Annotated in this window: 21 protein-coding genes and 1 pseudogene; 15 read left to right on the top strand and 7 right to left on the bottom strand. The window is 69.2% G+C overall.

Annotated elements, in window-relative coordinates; translation table 11 throughout:
• Window positions 1-31: 31 nt before the first annotated feature.
• From rpsR to dnaB, 7 genes are all read left to right on the top strand, one after another.
• A complete protein-coding gene (gene rpsR, locus ACM6LU_RS06290) occupies window positions 32-280 on the top strand; it encodes a 30S ribosomal protein S18 (RefSeq protein WP_005168122.1) in 249 nt (82 codons plus the stop codon).
• 11 nt (window positions 281-291) lie between these two features.
• The gene (rplI, locus tag ACM6LU_RS06285) at window positions 292-747 is read left to right on the top strand and encodes a 50S ribosomal protein L9 (protein ID WP_414936580.1); all 456 of its coding nucleotides are present in this window, start codon (window positions 292-294) and stop codon (window positions 745-747) included.
• A 165-nt stretch (window positions 748-912) separates the two neighbouring features.
• The gene (locus ACM6LU_RS06280; protein WP_414936579.1) at window positions 913-1323 is read left to right on the top strand and encodes a hypothetical protein; all 411 of its coding nucleotides are present in this window, start codon (window positions 913-915) and stop codon (window positions 1321-1323) included.
• Entirely contained in the window at window positions 1323-1922 is a 600-nt protein-coding gene (locus tag ACM6LU_RS06275) for a DUF3558 domain-containing protein (RefSeq protein WP_414936578.1), read from the top strand. Before ACM6LU_RS06280 ends, ACM6LU_RS06275 begins: the two co-directional genes overlap by 1 nt.
• 3 nt (window positions 1923-1925) lie before the next feature.
• On the top strand, window positions 1926-3305 hold the full coding sequence (locus tag ACM6LU_RS06270; RefSeq protein ID WP_414936577.1) for a hypothetical protein: 1380 nt from the start codon (window positions 1926-1928) through the stop codon (window positions 3303-3305).
• 97 nt (window positions 3306-3402) lie between these two features.
• Window positions 3403-4200: an ESX secretion-associated protein EspG gene (locus ACM6LU_RS06265; protein WP_414936576.1), complete on the top strand. Its 798-nt coding sequence runs from the start codon at window positions 3403-3405 to the stop codon at window positions 4198-4200.
• Window positions 4201-4664: 464 nt separating this feature from the next.
• Window positions 4665-7277 (top strand): replicative DNA helicase, encoded by a 2613-nt coding sequence (gene dnaB / locus ACM6LU_RS06260; RefSeq protein ID WP_414937104.1) that lies wholly within the window; start codon window positions 4665-4667, stop codon window positions 7275-7277.
• Window positions 7278-7598: 321 nt separating this feature from the next.
• Here dnaB and ACM6LU_RS06255 read toward each other — a convergent pair whose 3' ends face one another.
• Window positions 7599-8561, bottom strand: coding sequence for an NADP-dependent oxidoreductase (locus ACM6LU_RS06255; protein WP_414936575.1), 963 nt, complete (start codon window positions 8559-8561; stop codon window positions 7599-7601).
• Between the two features lie 194 nt (window positions 8562-8755).
• Here ACM6LU_RS06255 and ACM6LU_RS06250 point away from each other — a divergent pair, with 194 nt between their 5' ends.
• Window positions 8756-9943: a serine hydrolase domain-containing protein gene (locus ACM6LU_RS06250; protein WP_414936574.1), complete on the top strand. Its 1188-nt coding sequence runs from the start codon at window positions 8756-8758 to the stop codon at window positions 9941-9943.
• A gap of 9 nt (window positions 9944-9952) precedes the next feature.
• A pseudogene (locus ACM6LU_RS06245) lies at window positions 9953-10073 on the top strand (VOC family protein); the annotation flags it as partial.
• Here ACM6LU_RS06245 and ACM6LU_RS06240 read toward each other — a convergent pair.
• Complete coding sequence (locus tag ACM6LU_RS06240; protein ID WP_414936573.1) at window positions 10049-10510, bottom strand: MarR family winged helix-turn-helix transcriptional regulator; 462 nt, start codon at window positions 10508-10510, stop codon at window positions 10049-10051. The pseudogene ACM6LU_RS06245 and the gene ACM6LU_RS06240 sit on opposite strands and share 25 nt — an antisense overlap.
• 177 nt (window positions 10511-10687) lie before the next feature.
• On the opposite strand from ACM6LU_RS06240, the gene ACM6LU_RS06235 reads away from it, so the two are divergent.
• The gene (locus tag ACM6LU_RS06235; RefSeq protein WP_414936572.1) at window positions 10688-11449 is read left to right on the top strand and encodes a dioxygenase; all 762 of its coding nucleotides are present in this window, start codon (window positions 10688-10690) and stop codon (window positions 11447-11449) included.
• Here ACM6LU_RS06235 and ACM6LU_RS06230 read toward each other — a convergent pair.
• Window positions 11446-12612: an MFS transporter gene (locus tag ACM6LU_RS06230; protein ID WP_414936571.1), complete on the bottom strand. Its 1167-nt coding sequence runs from the start codon at window positions 12610-12612 to the stop codon at window positions 11446-11448. The genes ACM6LU_RS06235 and ACM6LU_RS06230 overlap by 4 nt on opposite strands.
• A gap of 91 nt (window positions 12613-12703) precedes the next feature.
• Between ACM6LU_RS06230 and ACM6LU_RS06225 the strand changes: the two genes are divergently transcribed.
• The gene (locus ACM6LU_RS06225; protein WP_414936570.1) at window positions 12704-13897 is read left to right on the top strand and encodes an ROK family transcriptional regulator; all 1194 of its coding nucleotides are present in this window, start codon (window positions 12704-12706) and stop codon (window positions 13895-13897) included.
• 158 nt (window positions 13898-14055) lie between these two features.
• On the opposite strand, the gene ACM6LU_RS06220 is transcribed toward ACM6LU_RS06225, so the two are convergent.
• Both ACM6LU_RS06220 and ACM6LU_RS06215 read right to left on the bottom strand, forming a co-directional pair.
• Entirely contained in the window at window positions 14056-17190 is a 3135-nt protein-coding gene (locus ACM6LU_RS06220; RefSeq protein WP_414936569.1) for a PE-PGRS family protein, read from the bottom strand.
• 195 nt (window positions 17191-17385) lie between these two features.
• A complete protein-coding gene (locus tag ACM6LU_RS06215) occupies window positions 17386-18447 on the bottom strand; it encodes a hypothetical protein (RefSeq protein ID WP_414936568.1) in 1062 nt (353 codons plus the stop codon).
• A 268-nt stretch (window positions 18448-18715) separates the two neighbouring features.
• Here ACM6LU_RS06215 and ACM6LU_RS06210 point away from each other — a divergent pair, with 268 nt between their 5' ends.
• The 3 genes from ACM6LU_RS06210 to ACM6LU_RS06200 are packed head-to-tail and all read left to right on the top strand — an operon-like array spanning window position 18716 to window position 21731.
• Entirely contained in the window at window positions 18716-19912 is a 1197-nt protein-coding gene (locus ACM6LU_RS06210; RefSeq protein WP_414936567.1) for an AI-2E family transporter, read from the top strand.
• Window positions 19909-21075 (top strand): MacS family sensor histidine kinase, encoded by a 1167-nt coding sequence (gene macS, locus ACM6LU_RS06205; RefSeq protein WP_414936566.1) that lies wholly within the window; start codon window positions 19909-19911, stop codon window positions 21073-21075. The genes ACM6LU_RS06210 and macS overlap by 4 nt, the downstream gene beginning before the upstream one ends.
• The gene (locus ACM6LU_RS06200; protein WP_414936565.1) at window positions 21072-21731 is read left to right on the top strand and encodes a response regulator; all 660 of its coding nucleotides are present in this window, start codon (window positions 21072-21074) and stop codon (window positions 21729-21731) included. The genes macS and ACM6LU_RS06200 overlap by 4 nt, the downstream gene beginning before the upstream one ends.
• Window position 21732: 1 nt before the next feature.
• On the opposite strand, the gene ACM6LU_RS06195 is transcribed toward ACM6LU_RS06200, so the two are convergent.
• On the bottom strand, window positions 21733-22701 hold the full coding sequence (locus tag ACM6LU_RS06195; RefSeq protein WP_414936564.1) for a hypothetical protein: 969 nt from the start codon (window positions 22699-22701) through the stop codon (window positions 21733-21735).
• Window positions 22702-22848: 147 nt separating this feature from the next.
• Between ACM6LU_RS06195 and ACM6LU_RS06190 the strand changes: the two genes are divergently transcribed.
• Window positions 22849-23511, top strand: a complete 663-nt coding sequence (locus ACM6LU_RS06190) for a DUF1707 SHOCT-like domain-containing protein (protein ID WP_414936563.1) — start codon at window positions 22849-22851, stop codon at window positions 23509-23511.
• Here ACM6LU_RS06190 and ACM6LU_RS06185 read toward each other — a convergent pair.
• Window positions 23508-24926, bottom strand: a complete 1419-nt coding sequence (locus tag ACM6LU_RS06185; RefSeq protein WP_414936562.1) for an MFS transporter — start codon at window positions 24924-24926, stop codon at window positions 23508-23510. The two genes, ACM6LU_RS06190 and ACM6LU_RS06185, sit on opposite strands and share 4 nt — an antisense overlap.
• Window positions 24927-24968 lie beyond the last annotated feature (42 nt).

The following is a 24968-nucleotide window of genomic DNA, read 5'->3' as shown; positions in this document are numbered from 1 at the left end:
AACCACTACGTAGGAATCCAGGAGTAAAACCGTGGCCAAGCCACCCATCCGCAAGCCCAAGAAGAAGGTCTGCGTTTTCTGCAAGGCCGAGAAAAAGGGCCGCCCGGAGAACATCGACTACAAGGACACCAACCTGCTGCGGAAGTACATCTCCGACCGCGGCAAGATCCGTGCCCGCCGGGTGACCGGCAACTGCAGCCAGCACCAGCGTGACATCGCCATCGCGGTCAAGAACTCCCGCGAAATGGCGCTGCTGCCCTACACCTCGACCGCGCGCTAAGGAGGCACGTCATGGCGAAGATCATTCTCACCACCGACGTCTCCAACCTCGGTGGACCCGGCGACATCGTCGAGGTCAAGGACGGCTACGCGCGCAACTACCTGCTCCCCCGCGGCTACGCGATCGTGGCCTCCAAGGGTGCGGAGAAGAACGTGCGCACGATCAAGCGGGCGCAGGAGAGCCGTCGCATCCGCGACCTCGACCACGCCAAGGAGATCAAGGCGACCCTGGAGGGCCTCGGTGCCGTCCAGCTGACCGGCAAGGCGGCCGAGGGCTCGAAGAAGCTCTTCGGTTCGATCACCACCGCCGAGATCGTGGACGCGATCAAGGCCGCCGGTGGCCCGCTGCTCGACAAGCGCGTCATCGAGCTGAAGGACCACATCAAGACCGTGGGCAAGCACTCGGTCGGCGCCCGCCTGCACCCCGACGTCCGCGTCGACGTGCGGCTCGAGGTCAAGGCCAAGTAACACCGCTTCGGCAACGGGCGGGACGTCTCCATCGCGGAGAGGTCCCGCCTTTTGCTTTCCGCGGAACCCCACCCGGAAGGCCCGCGTCTTAGGCTTGACGGGGGATCGGGGCATTATCGAGACTCGACGTCGAGGCACGGGGACTCAAAAGGGGATCTGGGAGCTATGGCTTACGACAGCAACGCCGAGCAGAACCGGCAGGAGAAGGTCACGGTGTCCGCGCCGGCCAACCCGGACAAGCAGGCGTCGAGGTCGGGCGGGGGTGGCGGCGGGTTCACCTTCGACAAGGACAAGATCGACGGCATCATCAAGAAGTGGACCGACCTGCAGGTCGAGCTCAAGAAGGACTTCGCCGACGCGAACCTGATGGCGAACGTCAAGGCACCCGGCAAGGAGTTCGCGAGCGGCGACTGGGAGAAGCTGGCCAACCCCTCGGGCAAGGCGTTCCTGGAGCAGAACCAGAAGATGCAGGACTACGTCAAGAACTACATCGACCAGCTGACCGCGGCGAAGCAGAAGATCGCCACGAACGAGGCCGAAACGCAGGCTTCGCTCAACAAGCACAAGGCCGTGTGATGCGACGTTCCCTCGTACTCGTTTTCGCCGCCGCCGCGCTGGTCGCGGGCTGTTCGGGCACCAAGAGCGGCACGGCGTCCTCGGAACCGTCCTACACGACCGGGGCCGGTTCCCCGAGCGCGTCGAGCGGCTCGTCCGGCTCCGCGCCCAAGGTGCCGAGCCCGTTGAAGACCTCGGCGCTCGAGAGCGACGCGTGCTCCGCGCTCTCAGCGGCGAAGCGGTCAGAGCTCGGCCTCGGCGAAGGCGAACCGCGGACCACGAGCGTCGGACCCGGCTGCTCGATCTTCGCCGCGGACGACCGGCTGAACCAGATCGAGATCAGCCCGGTGCTCGCGAACAAGAACGGCCTCAGCGATGTCTACGACACGAAGGCCAACGACGACTACTTCGAGCCGACCGAGGTCGCCGGGTATCCGGCGGTCTACGCCGCGGCGCTCGACGGCCGCAAGAGCGGCAAATGCGGCCTCTTCGTCGGCGTGACCGACCAGCTGGCCGTGAACATCCTGGTGCAGTACGACAACGGGCCCGGCGCGAGCGATCCGTGCCCCGTCGCGCGCAAAGTGGGGGAAGCGATGATCGAGACGTTGAAGGAGGGCTGACGGGTGTTCCTGCTGCCGATCATCGCCGGGTACTCGGCCTACAACCTGGCGACCACGAAATCCGGCGACTTCGAAGCGTCGGGCGGCGATCGCAAGATCGACTGCTACAACATCTGGGAGAAGATCGTCACCGGTCCGGGTACCGGGTCGATCTCCGAGGGGCAGGCCGCGGCGACCCGGCTCAAGGCCGGTTACCAGGACAGGCTGACCACCATCGACGACCTGTCGAAGGAGATGGACGCCGCCTGGACCGGTAAGGGCGCCGAAGCCGCGCAGGAGTCCGGCGCGCATCCGCTGCGGACGTGGATGGAGGACTCCGGCAAGAAGCTGACGGACTCCGACAAGTACCTCGGCGAGCAGAACACCGCGTTCACCACGGTGAAGGCGAAGGTGCAGCCGGTCCCGAAGGACCCGCCGAAGAACAACCTGCTCAACTCCATCACCCCGTGGACGACCGACACCGACCGCGCGATCCGGGACTACAACCAAAAGGGTCAAGCGAACGTCGACGCGTTCAACGAGTACTTCAAGGCCAGTTCCGAGAACGGCAAGAAGCTGCCCACCTACAACAAGATGGAGGGGCAGAACACGAACGTCGACGTCAACGGTGGCGGCGGCAAAGACAAGGACGGCAACGGGAACGACACCGGCCAAGGCGACCGGAACGGGAACAACGGCATGCCGCCCGGCGGCATCTCGACGCCGCCCGGTTCGATGCCGCCCGGTGGGATGCCACCCGGCGGGATGCCGAGCGTCCCCGGTTCGAACATGCCCGGCATCGGTGCGCCCGGTTCGAATCTGCCCGGATCGAACCTGCCCGGATCGAACCTTCCTGGCTCGAACCTGCCGGGCAGCAACATCCCGGGGTCGAACCTGCCCGGATCGAACCTGCCTGGCGGGCAGTACGACCCGAACATCCCCGGTAGTGACTTCAAGCCGCCGTCCTGGAACGACGGAACGAACGCGTCCGGCTTCACCCCGCCGAAGATCCCCGGCGCCGGAGGCTTCGGCCCGGGTGGTGGCGGAGGCGGTGGCTTCGGTGGCACCGACATCCCCGGCGCGGGCGGTTTCGGCCCGGACGGCGGTTTCGGTCCCGGTGGCTTCGGTCCAGGCGGACCGGGCAGCGCGAGTGGCGCGGCCACCCCCGGTGGCGCGGCCGGGATGGGCGGCGGCATGGGCTCCGGCGGGGCCGGCGCGGGCGGTGCCGGGGCGGGTCGCGGCGCCGGCGGAATGATGGGCGGCATGGGCGGCATGGGTCCCGGTGGCGCCAAGGGGAAGGGCGGCGAGGACGAGGAGCGCAGCGCCAAGTACCTCGTCGGCGACGACCCCAACGACATCTTCGGGACCGACGAACTCACCGCACCGCCGGTGATCGGCGAGTAGTCGGCACGAGCGAGCCGGGCGCGTGCCAAGATTGGGGCCGCGCCCGGCTTGTCTTGTTCCGGGCTGGACGAACAAGAACGACTAGGGGGCAGTTCCGGTGCTGGACAAGCAGGTCACGATCACGACCGGCACCCTCATCACGCTGATCCGCCGCCGGGGCGGCGAGCCGCACACGATCCTGTCGGAGACACCGACCTGGTACGACGAGAACGCGCAGCGATCCGAGGACGAGCGGACCAACGAGGAACTGGCGCGCCAGGGCCTCTTCGGCTCACGGGGCCTGCACCCCGGGTTCAAGGCGACACTCGAAGCGATCGCCAGGCCGACCCTGGAGTACTACGGCTGGGTCGACGGCGGGTTCGAGGGCAAGGCGCTGAGCTTCACCCTGCTCGCGGGCAGCGCCGGTGGGGAGGGTTTCGTCCTCGCCCGGCACAGCGAGCACGACGGCGTCGCGCTCGCCTCGGTGCGGCCCGAGGAACTGCTGACCGAGTTCCTCGACCAGATCCCGAAGCTCGCGCCGGGACGCGGCCGCCCGGTCGCCGTCCCGAAGAGCCAGGTCGAAGTCTCGCGCTCGTCGTCGACGGCGCAGGACGAGGGCTTCGAGGTGCTTCGCAGCGGACGGCAGAGCGCCGGCAGCCAGGAGGCCGACGAGCTTCGCCGCATCCTCGCGCTACGCCGGATGGGCAGCGGCAGCCTGTACGTCGCCGCCCGCGGCCGGAGCGGCGCGCGGCAGCGGATCGAACGCCCGGTGAACTACATCGATACGTCCGAGGGCCGGTGGCTGACCGAAGAGATACCAGGGAGTGGCGAGCCGAGGATCGCCTTCACACCCGCCGACCAGCAGGTTCTCGGAGAACGACTACGGAGCGCACAGGGCAGGTTGTTCGCGTCCTGAATTCCACGCCGTTCAGCCCAGCGGGGCACCCCTCCACCCTCCGTGGCATTCATCCACAGGGCACTCCTGTGCGCCGCCGTGCGACACGCCGAACGACGTGTATCGCCCGACACGCCGCACAGATTCGAAGAAAGTTCTCCACAGTGTGTGCACAGCTCCTGAACAGCGCTTTTGTCAGATCATCCCGTCGTTGCCCACAAGTTGTACACAGGCTTTGAGTCACCTGTGAAGGGATGCCCGCAGTCATCCCCAGGTTGTCCACAGGGCGGTCCCCAGGTGAAATTGCGCTGGTCCTTTCGGGGGGCCTACCGTGCCCGATTGGCCGGTACGCACAGTGGCTTTCTTCCGGCCGAAGGAAGCATCCGAAAGCCGAGGGAGGGCGGCCGGTGAGCACAGGCGGACCGACCGGGGAAAATCTGGCATAATCGAACGCGTGTTCGATGCTTGAGGAGGTGGCAGCAGCGGTGGCGCTGACCGACGACCGCAATCCGATGTACGCGGAGTCCGACCCGGGTCCCGGCGACCCCGGTCGGCGTGGTGGTGAATACGACCGCCAGCCGCCGCAGGACATCGCGGCCGAGCAGTCCGTGCTCGGCGGCATGCTGCTGTCGAAGGACGCCGTCGCCGACGTCATCGAAGCCCTCGGCCCCGACGACTTCTACCGGCCCGCGCACCAGGCGATCTACGACGTCGTCCTCGACCTCTACGGGCGCGGCGAGCCCGCCGACCCGATCACCGTCTCCGCCGAACTGGAACGCCGCGGCGAACTCGGCCGCGTCGGCGGCGCCCCGTACCTGCACACCCTGATCGCGACGGTGCCGACGGCGGCGAACGCCGGATACTACGCGGAGATCGTCTCCGAGAAGGCGGTGCTGCGGCGCCTGGTCGAGGCGGGCACGCGGATCGTGCAGTACGGCTACGGCGCGGCCGCGGCCGACGGCGCGAACATCGACGAGGTCGTCGACCGCGCACAGGCCGCGATCTACGACGTCACCGAGCGGCGCACCAGTGAGGACTATGTCGCGCTGGAAGAACTGCTCCAGCCGACCATGGACGAGATCGACGCGATCGCGTCGCGCGGCGGGCAGTCACAGGGCATCCCGACCGGGTTCGCCGACTTCGACGATTTGACGAACGGCCTGCATCCCGGGCAGATGATCATCGTCGCCGCCCGTCCCGGCGTCGGAAAGGCACTCGCGCTGGACACTCCGCTAGCCACTCCCGACGGCTGGACGACCATGGGCGAAGTCCAGCCCGGCGACCGGCTGATCGGGGCGAACGGCCGTCCGACCACCGTGGTCGCCGCGACCGAGGTCATGGACGACCGTCCTTGTTACGAGGTCGAGTTCTCGGACGGCACGGTGATCCTCGCGGACGCGGAACACCAATGGCTGACCGAAACGAGGGCGTCCCGCCGTTCGACCGCCGGCCCGGCGGTGCGGACGACGGAAGAGTTGGCGGCTTCCGTGCGCTGTGAGACCGCGGATCGGCGTGCCAACCACTCGATCAAGACCGCGGCTCCGCTGCGACTGCCCGAGCGTGATCTCCCGCTTCACCCCTACGCGCTCGGAGCCTGGCTGGGTGACGGGGACTCGGCCAGTGCGCGCTTCACCACGGCAGACCCGGAAATCATCTGCTACCTGGAGGCGGAAGCCAGCCTTCTGGTGGAACGCCGCGGTGAGCTGTCGTACACCTTGCGACTGGTCCCCCCCGACCCACTGGAATACCGGCCTTGCGAGGTGTGCGGAGAGCCGTTCGTTCCCCAAACCTCCCAGGTACGGACGTGTGGCCGTTCGTGCGGTGGCAAGGTGCGGTTCCACAGTTCTCTGGTGCCCGCACCGACCTGCCCCGACTGCGGGCGCCCGTCCTCGGGCATGCGTCTTTGCCAGTCCTGCCGCACCGAGCACGGCAGTGTGCAGGCGATCCTTCGCACGATGGGCGTACTCGGCGACAAGCACATTCCCGTGGACTACCTGCGGGCGTCCGTCGAACAACGTCGCGCGCTGCTGGCCGGGCTGTTCGACACCGACGGCACCGTCACCCATTCCGGAGCGGTCCAGTTCGCGGTGACGAACAGGGTGCTCGCCGAACAGACCCGGGAACTGGCCGTCAGCCTCGGCTACCGCTGCTCGTTCACGACCAAGAAGGTCAAGGGGCGCAACGAGGAGACCTCGACCGAGTACATCCTCGGGTTCACCACCCAAGACCGAGTGTTCTGGCTACAGCGCAAGCATCTGCTGCAGAAGGAACGGCTCACCGGTGTCCACGTCCGCCCCCACCTCCGTTACGTCGTGGATGTCCGCCCCGTGGCGTCCGTTCCGGTCCGATGCGTGGAAGTCGACGCGCCCGACCATCTGTATCTGGCCGGGCGATCGATGGTCCCGACCCACAACTCGACGCTGGGACTGGATTTCGCCCGTTCCGCGTCCATCAAACACGGCCTGACCAGCGTCATCTTCTCCCTGGAAATGAGCAGGACCGAGATCGTCATGCGCATGCTCTCGGCCGAAGCCCGGATCCGGCTGGCGGACATGCGCGGTGGCAAGATGTCCGACGACGACTGGACACGGCTCGCGCGCCGGATGAGCGAGGTCTCCGAGGCGCCGCTGTTCGTCGACGACTCGCCGAACATGACGATGATGGAGATCCGCGCGAAGGCCCGGCGGCTCAAGCAGCGCAACGACCTCAAACTGGTCGTCCTCGACTATCTCCAGCTGATGACCTCGGGTAAGCGTGTCGAGTCGCGGCAGCAGGAGGTCTCGGAGTTCTCGCGGCAGATGAAGCTGCTGGCGAAGGAGATCGAGGTCCCCGTGATCGCGATCAGCCAGCTGAACCGTGGTCCCGAGCAGCGGACCGACAAACGCCCGATGCTGTCCGACCTCCGTGAGTCCGGTTCGCTGGAGCAGGACGCCGACCTCGTCATCCTGGTCAACCGCCCCGACGCCTGGGAGCGGGACGACCCGCGCGCCGGTGAAGCGGACCTGATCATCGCGAAGCACCGTGCCGGGCCGACGGCGACGATCACCGTCGCGCACCAGCTGCACTACAGCCGGTTCGTCGACCTCTCGCACGACTAGAGCGTGTCTCCCGAACTGAGGTTGGCAGGTTGGGTGAGGACACGCGCGCGCGTTTCTTGTCGGCCGGAGGCCTCGGTTTCGCGGAGGTGGGCCGCTGATCTGGCTGAGTGGGTGACCAGCGGATGCCGCGGCCCGGCTGCGGAAATCCGAAAGCGCGCTTTGAGAGACACCGACTAGGCCGGGCCCCGGCGTCGGCAGGAAGTGGTTCGCGCTGGTCGGCGCGCGGGCCGTCGAGGGAAACGCGCAGCAGCCCCGGGCGGCACTCGTCGATGACCTGGACGGCGTTGCCCAGCGATGCCGCGCTGCACGCAACCCCGCCGGTCAGGGGATCAGCACGAGCTTGCCGGGGGCGTGTCCGGCGATGCCGACCTCGTGGGCTTTCGCGGCCTCGGCGAGCGGGAAGGTGCTGTCGACGATGACACGCAGCGAGCCTGACCCGGCGCGCTCGACGAGGTCACCGCGGGCGGCGTCGCGGAGTTCGGCGCCCGCGTCCTCGCCCGGCCCGTAGCCGAGCAATTTGATGCCGGCCCCGGCGCGCCGAGGCCCTCCGGTGATCGAGGAGATCCGCGTGGGGTCGGCCACCAGCTCCAGCGAGACGTCGAGCGCCTCGTCGGTACCGGCGAAGTCGACAGCGGCGGTGACGCCCTGCGGCGCGGCGGCGCGAACCCGGTCGGCGAGCCCGGGGCCGTAGACGACGGGGATGGCGCCGAGCTCACGCAGCAGGGCGTGGTTGCGCTCGGCGGCGGTGGCGATCACCGTCGCGCCCTGAGCGGCGGCCAGCTGCACGGCCATCAAGCCGACCCCGCCCGACCCGCCGTGGACGAGCACCGTGTCGCCTTCACCCACGCCGGCGGCGTGCAGCGCGTGGACAGCGGTGGTGCCGGTCAGGATCAGCGACCCGGCCTCGGCCCAATCGAGCCCGGCGGGCTTGCTGATGATCGAGGTGGCCGGGACCGTGACGTAGTCGGCGTAGGCGGCCGTCACGGGGTAGACGACGACCTCGTCCCCGACCCGCACATCGGTCACCTCCGCACCGACCTCGGTGACGACGCCCGCGCACTCGAGACCGATGGAGGGCATCGAAGCGGCGATCCCGGCGGCGTCTCTGTGGTCATCGTCCACGTCGTGGAAAGCCCCGCTGTAGAGCTTCCAGTCGATCGGGTTGACCCCCGCGGCCCGGACCTCGACGACCACGCCGTCGGCGGCCGCTTCCGGGGTGGGCAGCTCGGTCACGGTGAGGACGTCGGGCGTGCCGTAGGCGGTCGGGCGCACGATTCTGGGCATGACTGGTCTCCTGTGCTTCTCGGGGTGGTGATCGGCATATCCGCTGCCGAGGGCTTCCGAAGACCAGTATCGATCCACCGGGACATGATTTCCAGTGCAATATCTATAAGGAGTAATTGCGTTCAACGCAATTCCCGAATCGGTGTCAGCGCCATGGCCGTCCCGTGTCAGCGCGGCACGCGAACGTGGTCACCATGACCAAGTCACTGAGGGGTACCAGGATCTTCTGGCGAGCAGGGGTAATGGCTCTGGCGGCCACGCTGCTGGCAGGCGTCGCCGTGCCGACGGCGTCCGCCGCCGGACGGGATCGGCCGGAGCTACGGCAGGCCGTCCAAAGTTTCGTCGACGCCGGGTTCGCCGGGATGCAGCTGCGCGTCCGCGACGAGCGTGGCGAGTGGACCGGCAGCGCCGGGGTGCGCGAGCTGGGCGGGACCGCGAAGCCGCCGACCGATGGCCACTTCCGCGTCGGCAGCACCACGAAGAACTTCACCGCGACGCTGATGCTGCAACTGGTGGCCGAGGGCAGGATCGGGCTCGACACCCCGATCGCGGGCTTCCTGCCCCGGTTCGGCTTCGACCGGCGGATCACCGTGCGGATGCTGTTGCAGCACACCAGCGGGCTGTTCAACTACACCGGCGAGTACTTCCCGGACGGGACGATCGTGCCGGGAATTCCGTGGTCGGGCCCGGAATGGGTGGCCAAGCGCTTCCACACCTACCAGCCGGAGGAGCTGGTCCGGCTGTCGCTGTCCAAGCCGCCCCGGTTCGAGCCGGGGGCGGGCTGGAGCTACGCCAACACCAACTACGTGGTGCTCAGGCTGCTGGTCGAGAAGCTCAGCGGCCGCCCCTTCGCGGACGAATTGGACCGTCGGGTCCTGAGGCCGCTGAAGCTGCGGGACACGCTGTCGCCGGGAGCCTGGTCCGGGATGCCCAAGCCGTACGCCCACGCCTACTACCCCTACGAGGACGCCGGTCAGTGGAAGACGATCGACGTCACCCACCAGAACCCGTCCTGGGCCTCCAGCGCCGGGGACATGATCTCGACGACCAAGGATCTCCAGACGTACTTCTCGGCACTGCAGAGCGGCAAGCTCCTCCCCGCCTGGCTGTTGACCGAGATGCGCAAAACGCACCCGCAGAGCGAAAGCCTCTACGGCTTCTACGGCCTCGGGCAGTTTTCGCAGGACTTGGGCCCGGGCTGCGCCGTCACCGTCCTCAACCACAACGGCAGCAACAACGGCTACGCGGCGCTGATGTACAGCACGCCGGACGGCAGCAAGACGATGACCGCTTCGATCACCGCCGGGGCCGCCGCGGACGCGGCGCAGGGGTTCCCGGCAGAACTGAACAAGCTGGTCAGGACGGTGTTCTGCGGTAAGTGAAAGGACGAGCGACAGGCGGACCTGGCCGAAATCGTGCAGAAGCCGACCACGATGCCATGGGGAACCGGCCTCGCTGTTTCGCGACCCCGACGGCAACCTGGTGAACTACTTCACGCCGAGTGCCCCGTAGTTCCGGACGAAGGCGGTCAGCAGCCGGGCGAACTCGCGGCGGTCTTCGTCCGGCCAGTCCGCCATCGCCTCGGCGAACACCGAGCGGCGGAACTCGTGCATGCGCGCCACCTCGGCGTGTCCGCTGCCAGTGAGCACGAGGACGGCACGGCGGCCGTCACGCTGATCGGCTTCACGCCGGAGGAAGCCACCCTCGACGGCCCGCGCGACCAGACGGCTCGCGCGCGGCTGGTCGATGGTCAACGCCGCCGCGAGGCTGGTGACCGTACCCGGCTCGCCGTTCTCTTCGGCCGCCTCGGCGGCGTCGAGCAGTCCTTGAACGGCCTGGTCCGGCATCGATTCGGCACGGTCGCGGGCGAGTTTCGACAGCGAACGCCTCGCCTGACTCCGCCGGATGGCGATCATCGCGCGTTCCACGTCGGCCACGGCGTCCGTCATTGCTCATCCCACCAAGTGCATGCACTTCTACATGTAGTTGCCATCGACATGAGGAAGTATCCATGAAACCCATCGGATTCCGGAACGCATGGCGCGGCGAACCTCGCCCGGGAATAACCCGGAGCACCACGGCGTCGTCTATCCTGGTAGTTGAAAGTTCAAATACCTGGAGCTGACATGACCCCGGTGCTTTACCTCAGCCACGGCGCACCGCCGCTCGCCGACGACGCCACCTGGACCCGGCAGCTCGCCGGATGGTCGGCGGACCTCGACAAGCCGAAGGCGATCCTCGTCGTCTCCGCGCACTGGGAAGAGGCGCCGCTGACCCTCGGCGCCACCACCACGGTTCCGCTGGTCTACGACTTCTGGGGTTTCCCTGATCGCTTCTACCAGGTGAAATACGCCGCGCCCGGCGCTCCCGAGCTGGCGGAAAAGCTGCGGAAACTCCTGCGCTCGACGCGGACACCCGTCCACGACGCACCCGACCGCGGCCTCGACCACGGCGCGTACGTCCCGCTCGTGGAGATGTACCCGGACGCCGACATCCCGGTGCTCCAGGTCTCCATGCCGTCGCTGGACCCGCGGGAGCTGTTCGACCTCGGCCGGAAACTCGCGCCGCTGCGCGACGAAGGCGTACTGATCATCGGCAGCGGCTTCTTCACCCACAACCTGAGCGCACTGGGCCATGCCGACGGCGCACCCCCGGCGTGGTCGAGCGAATTCGACCACTGGGGTGCGGAAACCCTGCGCGAGGGCGACCTCGACGCGTTGCTGGACTTCCAGCACAAGGCACCCGCCGCCGCCATCGCGCACCCCAGGATCGAGCACTTCGCGCCGCTGTTCGTCTCGCTCGGCGCGAGTTCGTCCGAGGGGAAAGGCGAGACCGTCATCGAAGGCTACTGGCACGGCCTCGCCAAACGCTCCCTCCAGTTCGGCTAGCGGGACCGGAGCACCCCGGCGCCCGCCACCAGCCCGAGCGCCAGCAGCGTGACCAGCCCGAAGGACACCGTCAGCGAAGTCAGGTCGGCTATCCCGCCGATCAGCGACGGCGCGACGAGCCCCGAGGAGTAGGTGATGGTCGCGACGCCCGCGATCGACTGGCTCGGCGTCGGCCCCCCGCGCCCGGCCGCCGCGAAGGCGAGCGGAACGACGACGGAGACACCGAGCCCGATCAACGCGAACCCCGCCAACGCCATCACCGGATGCGCGGCCAGCACGACCAGCAGACCGCCCGCTGTCGCGAGGACACCGCCCGTGCGAACGGTGTTGACCGAGCCGAAGCGCCTTACCAGCGCGTCACCGGAGAGGCGGGCGACCGCCATCGTGCAGGTGAACGCGGTGGTCGACGCCGCCGCGATACCGGGCGACGTGCCGAGGACGTCACGCAGGTAGACGGCGGACCAGTCCAGGCTCGCCCCTTCGGCGAAGACGGCGCAGAACGCGACGGCACCGATGATCACGGCCGACTTCGGCGGCAGCGCGAACCTCGGCGGCGGGTGCTCGTCGGGCGCGCTGCGGACGTCGAGGACGCCTTGGCAGATGAGCGCTCCGGCGACGGTGAGCACGACGGACGCGATCGCCAGATGCACCCGGGCGTCCAGTGTGGCGTGCGCGGCGAGCGCTCCGGCGGCGGATCCCACGAGCGCGCCCGTGGTCCACATGCCGTGCAGCCCCGACATGACCGACTTGCCCATCTTCTCCTCGATGTCGACACCGAGGGCGTTTATCAGCACGTCCGAGGTACCGGCGGCGGTACCGAAGACGAACAGGGCGAGACAAAGGGTGAAGAGGTTTCCCGCCAGCGAAGGAAGGATCAGCGCCAGCGTCCAGTACGCGAGCAGGACCCGCAGCCCCTGGCGGCCGCCGAGGCGATGCCCGATGCGCGCCGCGAGCGGCATGGTGAGCGAGGCGCCGATGGCGGGGAAGGCGAGCGCGAGGCCGAGCTGGCCGGCGCTGATCCCCGCGTGTTCCTGGATCCACGGGATCCGGGTGGCGAAACTGCCGGTCACCGCGCCGTGCACGGCGAAGACGGCGGCGATGGCGATCCGCGCCTGCCGCACCCGCCGCGTCGGCCCGGCGACGGTTTCTATTGCACTTTTCACTGGGGCCCCCAAGGTCCACAAGACGACTCGACGGGGCTAGCGTAAACTATCAGGAAGGGAACCTGATAATTAATTCTGGGAGGATCTGCCGGTGAGTGTCATCCGGATACCGTCCGCCTCCCCGAGCACGGCGCGGGCCATCAACGACCGTCTCGCCCTCGACCTGCTCCAGCGCGAGGGTTCGCTGACGGCCACCCAGCTCAAGACGTTGACCGGGCTCTCCCGCCCGACCGTCGCCGATCTCGTCGAACGCCTGCAGGACGCCGGGCTGATCTCCATCGTCGGCGAAGCGGGCGCAGAACGCCGCGGGCCGAACGCGAAGTTGTACGGCATCGTCGCCGAACGCGCGTACCTCGCCGGCCTCGACGTCCGCTCGCACGGCATGGCCGTTTCGGTCGCCGACCTGCTGGGGCGGACCCACGCGGAGGCCTCGCTGCCGTTCGACCTCGACGTCGACACCGACGTGGCCGTCGAACGCGCGATCGCCCTGCTGGCGGCGACCACCGCCAAGGCGGGCGCGACCACACTGCACACGATCGCCGTCGGCGCGCCCGGTCTGGTCGACCCGGCGACCGGCGGGTTGCGGCCTGCCGGGGGATTGCCCGCGTGGCACGGAAAACTCGTCGTCGAACTCCGGCGGCGGCTGGGCATCCCGGTGCTGCTGGAAAACGAGGTCAACCTCGCGGCCGCGGCCGAACAGCGGCTCGGCGCCGCCCGCGACCGGGACACGTTCGTCCTGCTGTGGCTCGGTTTCGGTGTCGGCGCGGCCATCGTCCTCGACGGTTCGCTGCGGCGGGGCGCGTCGGGCGGCGCGGGTGAGATCGGGTTCCTGCCGACGCTGGGACCCGGCAGGCTGCCGACGTCGACCGACTGCGACGGCGGGTTCCATACTTTGGCGGGCAGCGCCGCGATCTGCGAATTGGCTCGCGAACATGGCATCGCGGCTCCACCCGCCGACGACGCCGACGCGGCCGAGGTGGCCGTGAGACACGCGATCGAAACCGGCTCGGAGAAGTTCCTGGAGATCGTCGCGGAGCGGATCGCGATCGGCGCCGCCGCGGTCACGGCCGTGCTGGACCCGGGCTGCGTCGTACTCGGCGGCGAAATCGGCCGCGCGGGCGGCGAGGCGCTGGCGGCCAGGGTGAGCCGTCGGCTCGCGGAGATCTCGCCGCTGCGGACCGAGGTGCGGGCGGGGACCGTCGGCGGGGGCGCGGTGCTGGAGGGCGCGGTGCTGACCGCGATGGGCGCGGCTCAGGACGCGCTGTTCACCCCGGGTTCCGACTAGCTGAAGGGGACTTTCCCCGCGTCTCACGAGGCGAAGGGCGCTTTCCCCCTATGCGATGCGGGGAAAGTCCCCTTCAGCCCCCCGGCTGAAGGAAACGGGCCCGGGAGTGCCTCCGGGCCCGTTTCGGTTCATTCAGTGGCGCTAGCCGACTGGCTGATTCACCTGGTGTAGAACTTCTTGCCGGTCAGGGTGCCGATGAAACGCTGGAACATGCTCAGCGGCGACGAGTCGACGCCCGCCAGAGCCGGCACCTGCGCGGTCGGCATCGCCGGGGTACCGCTCACGACGGGCAGCGTGCCCGAGTTGGGCAGCTGCACCGGCAGCTTGCCCGCGGTGGGCAGCGCGGTCAGCGCCGGGAGGGCAGGCAGCTGCGCGACCTCGGGGGCGTCCGCACGAGCGGCGTCACCGGGCAGGACCGGGGTCTTCGGCAGAGCCGGGACACCGGGCAGGGCCGGGGTGACGGGCAGCTCGGGCAGGTCCGACTTCGGCAGCTGCGCGGGGATGGCACCCAGCTGCTTCAGCGCGGCCAGGCCGGCCAGGCCGGCCACCTGCACCGGCAGGGTGCCCACCTGGGGACCGTCGGCGCGGACGCCACCGATCGCCGGGATGGTCGGCCGTGCGCCGGCACCGTTCAGCGCCGAAGCACCGAAGGGCAGCATCGGGAGCGCGTCGATCGACATCTCCGAACCGACCGGGTCGGTGAAGATGCGGGTGTAGTCCTCGTCGTTGATCTCAGTGTCGTTGGTCGAGTTCTCGTCCGCGCTGGCCAGCATCGGGCGCTCGAGCTTGTTCAGCGGGATCGAGTACACCAGCGGGTGGTGCAGGTTGGCGCCGGAAAGGGCCTCTTCGCTGCCGCCCGTGCTGCTGTCGCCGCCGGCTTGGCCGTCGATCACGCTGTCCGCGTCCGTCTCGGAGTTGCCGCCTGCCGCCGCGATGGCGTCGCCGAACACCTCCGGAACGGCCGCGGCCGGGATGTCGAGGATGTTGCCCGAGAGCGATCCGTCGAGGCTCGAGGTCTCGACGTCGCCACCCGAGACGGCGTCGATGGTGTCGGAGCCTTCGGCGTCGGCGATACCCGCCGCCGCGATCGCGTCGTGCGTGACCGGCACCACCGGCAGCGCCTGCGCGCCGATGATGTTGCCCGCGACCGCGCCGTTGTCACCGTTGGTGGTGGCGTCGCCGCCTGCCGACGACATGACGTCGTTCAGGCTGTCGCCCTTGGCGATGCCCGCACCCGCGACACCGAGACCGGTCACCGGGACGGTGCCGCCGATCGGCGTCTGGACGATGTTGCCCGCCAGCGCGCCTTCTTCACCGTCGGCGGTGGCGTCGCCACCGGCCGACGAGTCGGTCAGGTTCGAGCCTTCGCCCGACGCGATTCCACCGGCCACCGCGGCGAAGTTGTGTGCCTGGACCGGCAGGGAGACCGGGCCGTAGACCAGGTTGCCCGCGCCCGCGCCACCCTCACCGGTCGCGTGGACGTCGTGTCCGGCGTTGGACGTGGTGTCGCCGTCTGCGCCACCGTGGCCCTGGCCGGCGAGCGCGCCGCCGATCCCGAACGCCTGCACCGGCACCGAAGCCGGCACGGTCGCCAGGTTGGAGCTGAGGAAGCCGTAGTCGTCGGCGGTGTTCCCGCCGCCGCCACCGGAGACGACCTTGCTCTCGTCGGCCGTGCCGGAGCCCTGGCCGACGACCGAGCCACCGGCACCGAAGACCTCGGCCGGAACCGCGGCCGGGACCTGGACGATGTTGCCGGAGCCGGACGAGTCGTCGCCCGTGGTGCCGTCGTAACCGCCGGCGGTCACGGTCTTGGTCTCGGTCGCCTTGGCGGCGGCCTGGCCGATGTGCGAAGCACCGACGCCGTAGACCTCGGGGGCCAGCGCGGCCTGGGTGTTGACGATGTTCCCGGCGAGGGTGGAGTCCTCACCGGTGGTGTGGCTGCCGTTGCCGGCGTTCGCGTCGACGGTGTTCTCGCACGACGTGGCGGTGGAGTTGCCGAGGTAGGCACCCGCGATGCAGGTCGCCTCGGACGGGGCGGCCGCGGCCGGGTCGACGATGTTGCCGCCGCCCGTGGAGCCTTCGCCCTCGCTGCTGACGAACCCACCGGCGTCGACGGCACTGGTGTGACTGGTGCCGCCGTCCTTGCCGGTGTTGGCGAGGCCGACCCAGCTGCCTGCCACACCGCCGACGTTCGCGACGTCCGCGGTCTGCGGCACGATCGCGTTACCCGCGACGAACGAGTCCTCCCCACCGGTCTGCACGTAGCTGGGCACCTTGCTCCAGCCCGGCTTGAGGTCTCCGGCCGTCGCGTCCGCGGAGGAGTTGCTGTCGGAGTTCGCGAGCGAACCGTGCGCTGCGCCCGCGTTGTCGTTGACCTTGACCGGAAGGGCGATCGGCACCGCGCCGACGTTGCCACCGAAGGTGCTGTCGTCACCGTCTGTATCGACCCAGCCGCCGGAGGTGGCCTCGGTGTCGGTGTCGTAGCCCGAACTCTTGCCGTTGCCGAGGATCCAGGACGCGGCGTTGCCGGTCACCTGGACGGGGGTGGCGAACTGACCGGCCACCACGTTGCCGGACGTGGTGGAACCCTCGCCGTCGGTGGTGATGTCGCCGGTCTCGGTAATGCTCTGGTCGGCCGAACCGCCGATCACGCGGCCGGTGCCGCCGGCGAACCCGCCGCCGTTGCCGGCGATCTGCACGGGCAGCGCCCAGTCCAGGGACACGACGTTTCCGGCGAGGCTGGAGTCCTCACCGTTGGTCTCGATGTCCTGATTGTGCGACCAGACCTGCGAGTGGTCACGACCGTGGACCTCGGCGTCGCCGAGCACGCCGACGGCGTTGTCGACGACCTGGATCGGGACGACCACGTCACCGACGACCTTGTTGCCCTTGAGGATGTCGTCCGTGGTGGTGAAACCACCCGGGGTCAGTCCGCCGTTGGCGTGGTGGGCCGGTTCACCCTTCGCCAACGGGGCGGGGATGGCCCCCTTGCCGGAGAGGCTGGGGAGCCTTCCGCCGATGCCGTCACCGCCGGCCGACAAGACCGAGGCCCTCGCGTCCGAAACGGGCTTGGTGCCGACCTCGCCCTCGTAGCCGGGGGCGTCGATCTGACCGAGGGGCGTGCCAACGGCGTTGTTGTCGATCTCGAGGGGAACGTTGACGTTCGCGTCGAGCGGGGAGGCCGGGGTGTCGGGGTTGACCTGTTCGTCAGCCGAAGCGATGCCGGTGCCCAGCATCAACAACCCACCCGTGACCAACGCGGTCTGGAGTCCGCGCTTTGCCCAGGATTGCATGGGGTTTTTCTCCTTCATTTCGGGTTCCCTTTCGGGTTCGAGGAGGTGCCTTCGAAGAGGGGGCACCAGAGGGGTGGAGCGATCGCGGGCGCGAAAAAGCGCACCGCCGTTTCGCGGGGGATCAGGAGCGGACGCGAAGCCAAACCCGGGATCGGGAGGCGTGAGGCGCGTCGGCTACCCCGCGGAGGGAGGTGTTCAGTCGGGAGTGACACCGGGCTGCGAGCCCGGGGTGAGCGGCATGTACCGCGTGCCTGCCGGCGAATAGCCGGTCAGGGAACGCTCGACGGCCGACACGAGCCAGGCGGGAACGCCATGGGTCAGGCCGTCGAGGTGACCACCGGGGGCGTTGCCGCTACCGGGGACAGTCGGGATGGACGGCGCGACGGGAAGCGGCGCCGGGGTGACCGGACGCGGGAAGTCACCACGGTGACCGTCGCGTGCCGGGACGTCCTCGGCCCGATCGACGGCACCGTGCTGCTGCACGAGGACCGGCATCGGGAGGACGGATTCGAAGGAAGCGGGGAACTGGTTCGTCGCCAGCCGGGCGAAGTCGGTGACCTGGTCGCCGGCACCGCCTGCCTCCAGCGGGGACTCCGGGTCGAGCGGAACGCCGCTGACCGGAAGTCCCGTGACGAGGTCGCCGTGCCCGCGCGGGTCGAGGAGGCCCCAGACCTTGCGGCCGAAGTCCTGCGACTCGGGCGACGGGGCGAACGTCTCGTCCAGCACCTGGCGGGTGTCCTCGGGCTTGCGCACGATGTGCTCGAAAGCCCCGAGGGTCCGCTTGGCGGGGATGATCACGGCGTTGTCCGTGAAATCGGTGATGGCGTCACTGACGCGGGCGGAGGTTTCGTGCTCCTCGGAGCGGATGTCCCCGCCGCAGTGGCGCTTCGCGGCGGGGACGGGCTTGACGTCATCCGGGAGCGACCACGCGGTGGCTTCCTGGTGGCGGCCGCCGCACATCGCGGCCTTGCCCGCACCGGCCACGTCGCCGGTGAACCCGGACGCGCCGCGGGAAACGTCGGTCAGGCCCGCCGCGGTGGCGTCGGTGACCGGGGTGACGCTGGTGCCGGGAGTGGAAAGCACCGGAGCGGACGGGACGACATCGGCGGAAGCGGAAGCGGCGGAAGCGGAAGCGCCGGAAACGACACAGGCGGCGGCGGAACCGGCGACGGCGCCGCCGAGGACGAACAGCGCACGCGAAGCGAGACGACCGAAGCGCGCCGCGCCCCGCCCCTCGTTCTTCGCCGCGTTCGCCACTCGGTCTCCTGTCAGTTCGGTTCACCGTGCGAGACCGACATAAGCAAAGTGCGGAAGGGCCGCGCGACTTCAAGACACCTTGATGGCTCGATCGTGTGAAGAACACAGGGTGTAGCCCGAAATCACGATCAGTGATCATCCCTGGCGGGGCCTGGTTACCGCGGAGTCGATCATCGAACGGTGTGTCAAGCGTCGCTTCGGGCGAATTCGACCGTGCGCGTCGCCCGGAATGTTCAAGAACGTCGCCCCGGACCGATACGGTGAGCGCGTGAGCGAGCCCCAGCGCAAGCAGCCGCAATTCGACCCGGCGAACCCCTTCCTCTCCGAATCCACCGAAGACGTCACCAGCCTGGTGCCCCGCGGCCTGCGGATCGGCGCCGCGCTGGCGTGGCGTTTCATCGTGGTGATCGCCGCGCTCTACGTCATCGTGTTCCTGATCGGCTACCTGTCGGTGGTCGTCATCCCGCTGTCGATCGCGCTGCTCCTCGCCGCGCTGCTCGCGCCCGCGGTGTCGAAACTGATGCTGCTGAAGTTCCCGCGCGGGCTGGCGGCCGGAATAGTGCTGATTGCCGGGCTCGCGATACTCGGCGGGCTGCTGACCTTCGTCGTCGCGCAGTTCTCCTCCGGCCTGCCGGAGTTGCAGAAGCAGCTGACCGAAAGCCTCAACCAGATCAAGCGCTGGCTCATCGACGGGCCGCTACACCTGCGCCAGGAGCAGATCCAGGAGTTCATCAACCAGGCGATCGGCTTCCTGCAGAACAACCAGGCGTCGATCACCACCACCGCGCTCACCACGGCGGGCACGGTCGGCGAGATCGTCACCGGCTTCATCCTGACGCTGTTCATCCTGATCTTCTTCCTCTCCGGCGGCGACCAGATCTGGAAGTTCCTCGTCCACGGCATACCCGGCCGGGTACGCGACCGGGTCGACGTCGCCGGGCGGCGCGGGTTCGCCTCGCTGGTCAGCTACGTCCGGGCGACGGCGGCGGTGGCCGTCGTCGACGCGGTCGGCATCGGCATCGGGCTGGCGATCATCGGCGTGCCGCTGGTGATCCCGCTGGCGACGCTGGTCTTCCTCGGCGCCTTCATCCCGATCATCGGCGCGGTGATCGCCGGCGCGGTGGCCGTGCTGATCGCGCTGGTGACGAAGGGCGTCGTCGGCGCGCTGATCGTGCTGGCCGTCGTCATCGGCGTCATGCAGCTGGAAAGCCACGTGCTGCAGCCGATCCTGCTCGGCCGCGCGGTCAAGCTGCATCCGCTCGCGGTGGTGCTCGCGATCACCGCGGGCCTGGTCGCCGCGGGAATCCCCGGCGCGCTGCTTTCGGTGCCGCTGCTCGCGGTGCTCAACGCCGGTATCCGGTCGCTGCTGCACGAACAGAATCCCGATCCGGACGAGGTCGACGTCCTGCGGGATCAGGCGGCGCAGCCGAACGACGCCGAGAAAACGGCCGAAGCAGAGTCGTGACGAACACCCCGCTCTGGCGAGCCGTCTCGGCGCTCGACACGCGGGATCCGGCCACTCCGCTCTGGCGCGGGGTGATCGTGCTTCGCGTGACGACGCTGCTCTTCGCGCTGGCCTCGTTCATCGTCCACTACGACGGCTACGCGAAGCAGTGGCTGGCGTGGGCCGCGTTCAGCGTGATGACGGCTTGGACGGTGCTCAGCAGCGTGCTCTACGCCCGGCCGTCGAGCCGTTGGCCGTGGCTGGTCGGCGTCGATCTCGCGGTGACCGTCGTCCTCATGTTCACGTCGGCTTGGGTCCTGTCCACCGCGCAGTTCGACGCCAACACCCCGCTCATCACGACGGTGTGGGCGGCGGTCCCGCCCGCGGCGGCCGGGACGCGGTTCGGCGCGCTCGGCGGGGTGCTCGCCGGGTTGGTGGTCTCGGTGGTCACCGGGCTGGTGCGCTGGCGTTTCGACGTCGACGTCGCGCGGGACGGCTTCCTGCTGACCGCGAGCGGGTTCGTGATCGGGCTGGCCGCGACCATGGCACGCCGGTCCGCGGACGCGCTGTCCAGGGCGTTGCGCATGGAGGCCGCGACGGCCGAACGGGAGCGGCTCGCCAGGTCGATCCACGACAGCGTCCTGCAGGTGCTCGCCCGGGTACGCAAACGCGGCGCCGAATTCGGCGGGGAGGCGGCCGAGCTGGCGAAACTGGCCGGTGAGCAGGAGATCGCGCTGCGGGCACTGGTCACCACCGAGCCGACGCGGCCGAGTGCGAACGGGACCACCGACCTCCGGGCCGCGTTGCAGTTGCTCGCGACGCCGTCGGTGCAGGTCTCGACGCCCGCGGGCGAGGTCCGCTTGCCCGAGCACGTGACCGCGGAACTGGTGGCGGTGGCGCGCGAAGCGCTGCTGAACGTCGAGAAACACGCGGGTGCCGAAGCGCAGGCTTGGGTGCTACTGGAGGACCTCGGCACCGAGGTCGTGGTCAGCGTCCGTGACGATGGTCCCGGAATCGAACCCGGTGAACTGGAACGAGCGGCGGCCGAGGGACATCTAGGTATCGCGGAGTCCATCAAGGGCCGCGTGCGAGATCTGGGCGGGAGCGTCGCCCTGGACACCGCGCCGGGCCAGGGCACGGAATGGGAAGTCAAGGTTCCAGTCGCGGCGAGGGGAAAGCGATGACCGGTGCACCTGGAGTGTCGGTGATGGTGGTCGACGACCATCCGATGTGGCGGGACGGGGTCGCCCGCGACCTGGCCGAACACGGTTTCGACGTGCGGGCCACCGCGCCGGACGCGCCTGCCGCTGTCCGGATCGCACGCACGGTCCGGCCGGACGTCGTGCTGATGGACCTCAACCTCGGCGAGACGTCGGGCGTCGACGCCACCCGCGAGATCACCGCGGAGCTGCCGTCGACCAAGGTCCTGGTGCTGTCCGCGAGCGGTGAGCACAGCGACGTCCTCGAGGCGGTCAAGGCCGGCGCATCCGGTTACCTGGTCAAATCGGCCTCGGCGAGCGAGCTGGTGGACGCGGTCAGGCGGACGGCCGCGGGGGATCCGGTGTTCACCGCCGGGCTCGCGGGGCTCGTGCTCGGCGAATACCGCCGCATGGCCGACGCCCCGGACGACGGCCCCGCCCCACCGCGGCTGACCGAACGCGAGACCGACGTCCTGCGCCTGGTCGCGAAGGGGCTGACGGCGCGGCAGATCGCCGAGAAGCTCGTCCTTTCGCATCGGACGGTGGAGAACCACGTCCAGTCGACGCTGCGGAAACTCCAGCTGCACAACCGCGTCGAGCTGGCCCGCTACGCGATCGAACACGGACTGGACGAGGAGTAGCTCAGGCCTGGGGGACCGCCACCACCTGCCGGTTCCGGTCGGCGGGCAACGGCGTCTTCACGATCGTCCACCGCGGCCGGTCGAGGTGCCAGCTCGCGACGACGTCGGTGGCGATCACCAGGGCGTCGCCCTCGGACCATTCGATCGCGACCTGCTTGAGCGGGGCCGCGATCGGCATCGAGGGCGCGCGGGTCCAGGTCAGGGTGTCGAGGGCGAGCACCCAGACGTCGGCGGTCTGTGTACTCGTCCCGGCCCAGGCGGGATCGCCGAACAGTACGGCGACCTTGTACCCGTCGCGGCTCGGCACCACCTGGCTCGGCGTGCCGTTGGCCACCGGCCGTTCGACCGGCACGCGCTGATCGTTGCGCAGGTCGAGCACGGAGAACTTGACCAGCTCGGCGAGCAACATCCGGTCCTCGGTGATCGCCAGTATCCGCGGGAACTGGTGCACGGTGCGGCCGGTGGCGGGATCGATCAGCACGTCCTCGGCGGTGGCCGTCCCGCTGTTCACCGTGATCAGCAGGCCTTTCGGCACCTCTTGGCGCACCGCCGTCGTGCAGCTCGCCGGGCGGCCGCGGTCGCGTTCGGCGCCGAGCAGGGAGACGTACTGGAGACGGCAGAGGTCGTTGCCGTCGTCGCGGATCAGCCAGACGCCGGTCTCGTCGGCCGACGGGGCCACGCTGCGGGCCTTGCCCAGCTTCCACGGCTGGTTCTCGGGATCGCCGTAGACGAGCACTTCCGACGGCTCCAAGCACGACGGACCGCAGCGGGCGGCCGACAGCACGACCGGGAGTTCGCCGACCCGCAGGACGTCGTTGACCCGGTCCCCGGCCGGAGCGCCGGGCAACGGCGTCATGGCGCCGTTGGCGGGATCGAGGATCGACGGCGGCGAAGTCGCCATGACAAGCCGGAAACCGCTGTAGTCCACCGGTTCGCCTTCGAGTTTCGACGGTGGCGGAGGTGTCGACACGGGCGCAGGTGCGGGTTGTGACGTGACATCGGTGCATCCGGCCAGCAGGAGGACCGCCGCCATCAGGGCGGCACAGGGGTGAAATGCGGGTCTGTTCAGGGTATTTCCCCGATCTCGCGCGTGAGATCCGGTTCTACCATTCCCAGCATGGGCGAGGAAGAGCAGCCGACGACCGAAACCAAGCCGTTGACCGGACGGGACATCCGCGTCTCCGACGCGGAGCGCGAACACGTCGTCGAGGTACTGCAGAAGGCGATCGGCCTCGGGATGCTGAACCTCGACGAGTTCACCGAGCGGACCGACCGCGCCCTCGCCTCGAAGACCCGCGGCGAGCTGAACGTGGTGCTCACGGATTTGCCGGGGCTGGTGCATCCCGAAGCGGGAATGGTGCCGCGTCAACAGCAGAACCCGTTGGCACCGCCGGGCCCGCACGCCTACGCGCAGTCTTCCGGACAGGTCATGGAACTCAACGGCAAATACTCGGCGTTGCAGCGCGACGGGAACTGGCTGGTCCCCGAGTCGATGGTGATCCGGAACAAGTACGGCGCCACGAAGCTGGACTTCTCCCAGGCCGAGATCCGGCACCCGGTGGTGCACATCGAACTGCAGGCCAAATGGGGGACGGTGGAGATCACCATCCCCGAGAACGGCGCCGTCGACACCAACTCGATCACCGACATCAAGTTCGGCAACCTCGACGACCGGACCCGGTCGAACGGCCGCCCCGGCACGCCCCGGTTCGTCATCACCGGGCGCGTGCACGGGGGGTCGCTGATCATCAAGTACCCGCGGCGGGGCTTCTTCGGTTAGGCGGTGCCTACCGGCCGCACGTGCCGGAGGTGCTTGATCACGAAGCAGGCGACCGCGGCCAGCACCAGCGCGGCCAGCCCGGACACCGCATGCATCCCGCTGGCGAAGGCGTCGTGCGCGGGAACCGCGTCGGCGATCCGGGCCTGGGTGACGGCGTTGCCCAGCGTCCCGACGGTCGCGATGCCCAGCGCGTAGCCGAATTCGTTGCCGGTCTGCGACAGCGATGCCGCCGAACCAGCCTTCTCCGGCGGGACGGAGCCGACGACAAGGTCCGTGCCGAGGGTGACCAGCGGGCCGCCGCACAGGCAGGTGATGGCAAAGGCGATCGACGGGATCACCGGTCCGGCACCGGCTTCGACCTGCGTCAGCAACAGGAAGCCGGCGATCGCACCGGCCAGCCCGCCGGAGATCAGGGTGGCAGGCCGGAAGCGGCGGGCGAGGATCGGCGCGGTCAGGAAGCTGACGGTCGACGCGAGCATGCCCGGCAGCAACGCCAGCGCGGCACCGACCGGTGAGAGTTCGAGCACGATCTGGAAGAACTGCGCGACGAAGAGCATGGTCGTGCCGCCCAGCATGGTGAACGCGCACATCCCGCCGAGAGCGGTCGTGAACGCGCGGCTGCGGAACAGCTTGAGATCGATCAGCGGGTCCTCGATGGAGCGCTGGCGCCGCACGAACACCACACCGACCCCGAGCCCGATCAGGAGCGAGGCCGCCGGGACCACGTGCACGCCGTCGCGGGCGAGTTCCTTGATGCCGTAGACCGCGGGCAGGATCGTGACCAGCGAGAGCGCGACGCTCGGCAGGTCGATCCGGGCGGCGTTCTCGTTGCGGTATTCGGGCAGGAACTTCGGGCCGACGACCAGCAGCAGGACCATCGCGGGGACACCGAGCAGGAACACCGAACCCCACCAGAAGTGCTCCAACAGCACGCCACCGACCATCGGCCCGACGATCGCGCCGACGGTGAAGCAGCCCGCCCAGATGCCGATCGCGAGGGAACGCTGACGGCTGTCGAGGAACAGGTTGCTGATCAGGGCGAGCGTCGACGGCGCCAGCGTCGCACCGGCGATCCCGAGGATCACGCGGGCGGCGATGAGCATCAGCGCGCTGGTCGAGAACGCCGCCAGTACGGAGGCCAGCCCGAACGCCGTGGCACCGATGAGCAGCAGTTTCCGGCGGCCGACGCGGTCGCCGAGGGTGCCCATGGTGACCATGAACCCGGCGATCATGAAGCCGTAGACGTCCATGATCCACAGCTGCTGGGTGCTGTCGGCGCCGAGGCTCTGGCTCAGTTTCGGCAGCGCGAGGATCAGCACGAACACGTCGAGCGAGACCAGGAAGGTGGGGAGGGCCAGTACGGCCAGCCCGATCCATTCCCGGCGGCCCGCCCGCGGGGTCTCGGTGGTCGTCATGGTCCGGTCCTTTCGTCGCACTCGGTGTCTTCACCAGTGCGT

Source organism: Amycolatopsis sp. cmx-11-51 (genome assembly GCF_047608665.1).
Classification (GTDB): domain Bacteria; phylum Actinomycetota; class Actinomycetes; order Mycobacteriales; family Pseudonocardiaceae; genus Amycolatopsis.
Note: the sequence above shows the minus strand (reverse complement) of the source record. Positions and strands in the feature narration are given on the sequence as shown.